The 1,782-nt window shown below is 57.2% G+C and carries 1 rRNA gene (only partly in view); it reads left to right on the forward strand.

Annotation, left to right across the window (positions count from 1 at the left end):
* Positions 1-54: 54 nt before the first annotated feature.
* Positions 55-1,782, forward strand: a 23S ribosomal RNA gene (locus ABZW32_RS39290) (it continues 1,495 nt past the right edge of the window).

Genomic DNA, 1,782 nt, shown 5'->3' on the forward strand with positions numbered 1-1,782 from the left:
GTGATGGGTGGCTGGTCGTTGCTTGAGAACTACACAGTGGACGCGAGCATCTGTGGCCAAGTTTTTAAGGGCGCACGGTGGATGCCTTGGCACCAGGAACCGATGAAGGACGTGAGAGGCCGCGATAGGCCCCGGGGAGCTGCCAACTGAGCTTTGATCCGGGGGTGTCCGAATGGGGAAACCCGGCAGTCGTCATGGGCTGTCACCCATGCCTGAACACATAGGGCATGTGGAGGGAACGAGGGGAAGTGAAACATCTCAGTACCCTCAGGAAGAGAAAACAACCGTGATTCCGGGAGTAGTGGCGAGCGAAACCGGATGAGGCCAAACCGTATGCGTGTGATACCCGGCAGGGGTTGCGCATGCGGGGTTGTGGGAATGAGCTTTCATGGTCTGCCGGCCATGAGGCGAGTCAGAAACCGTTGATGTAGTCGAAGGACATGCGAAAGGTCCGGCGTAGAGGGTAAGACCCCCGTAGACGAAACATCAGCGGCTTGCTTGCTCATCTCCCAAGTAGCACGGGGCCCGAGAAATCCCGTGTGAATCTGGCGGGACCACCCGCTAAGCCTAAATATTCCCTGGTGACCGATAGCGGATAGTACCGTGAGGGAATGGTGAAAAGTACCGCGGGAGCGGAGTGAAATAGTACCTGAAACCGTGTGCCTACAAGCCGTGGGAGCGTCGCTGTATGTGCTTGCACATGCAGTCGTGACTGCGTGCCTTTTGAAGAATGAGCCTGCGAGTTAGCGGTGTGTAGCGAGGTTAACCCGTGTGGGGAAGCCGTAGCGAAAGCGAGTCCGAATAGGGCGATTGAGTTGCACGCTCTAGACCCGAAGCGGAGTGATCTAGCCATGGGCAGGTTGAAGCGGAGGTAAGACTTCGTGGAGGACCGAACCCACCAGGGTTGAAAACCTGGGGGATGACCTGTGGTTAGGGGTGAAAGGCCAATCAAACTCCGTGATAGCTGGTTCTCCCCGAAATGCATTTAGGTGCAGCGTCGTGTGTTTCTTGCCGGAGGTAGAGCACTGGATAGGCGATGGGCCCTACCGGGTTACTGACCTTAGCCAAACTCCGAATGCCGGTAAGTGAGAGCACGGCAGTGAGACTGTGGGGGATAAGCTCCATGGTCGAGAGGGAAACAGCCCAGAGCATCGACTAAGGCCCCTAAGCGTACGCTAAGTGGGAAAGGATGTGGAGTCGCAGAGACAACCAGGAGGTTGGCTTAGAAGCAGCCACCCTTGAAAGAGTGCGTAATAGCTCACTGGTCAAGTGATTCCGCGCCGACAATGTAGCGGGGCTCAAGCGTACCGCCGAAGTCGTGTCATTGCAGCAATAGGGCCAACGCCCGCTGTGATGGGTAGGGGAGCGTCGTGTGCCGGGTGAAGCAGCAGCGGAAGCTAGTTGTGGACGGTTCACGAGTGAGAATGCAGGCATGAGTAGCGATACACACGTGAGAAACGTGTGCGCCGATTGACTAAGGGTTCCTGGGTCAAGCTGATCTGCCCAGGGTAAGTCGGGACCTAAGGCGAGGCCGACAGGCGTAGTCGATGGACAACCGGTTGATATTCCGGTACCCGCTTTGAAACGCCCAATATCGAATCAGGCGATGCTAAGTCCGTGAAGCCGTTCCGGACCCTTCGGGGAAAGGAAAGTGGTGGAGCCGACGAACCAGACTTGTAGTAGGTAAGCGATGGGGTGACGCAGGAAGGTAGTCCAGCCCGGGCGGTGGTTGTCCCGGGGTAAGGGTGTAGGCCGAGGGGTAGGCAAATCCGTCCCTCATAT

The sequence above is a fragment of the Streptomyces sp. NPDC004667 genome, from assembly GCF_040609475.1.
In the GTDB taxonomy this organism is placed as follows: Bacteria; Actinomycetota; Actinomycetes; order Streptomycetales; family Streptomycetaceae; genus Streptomyces.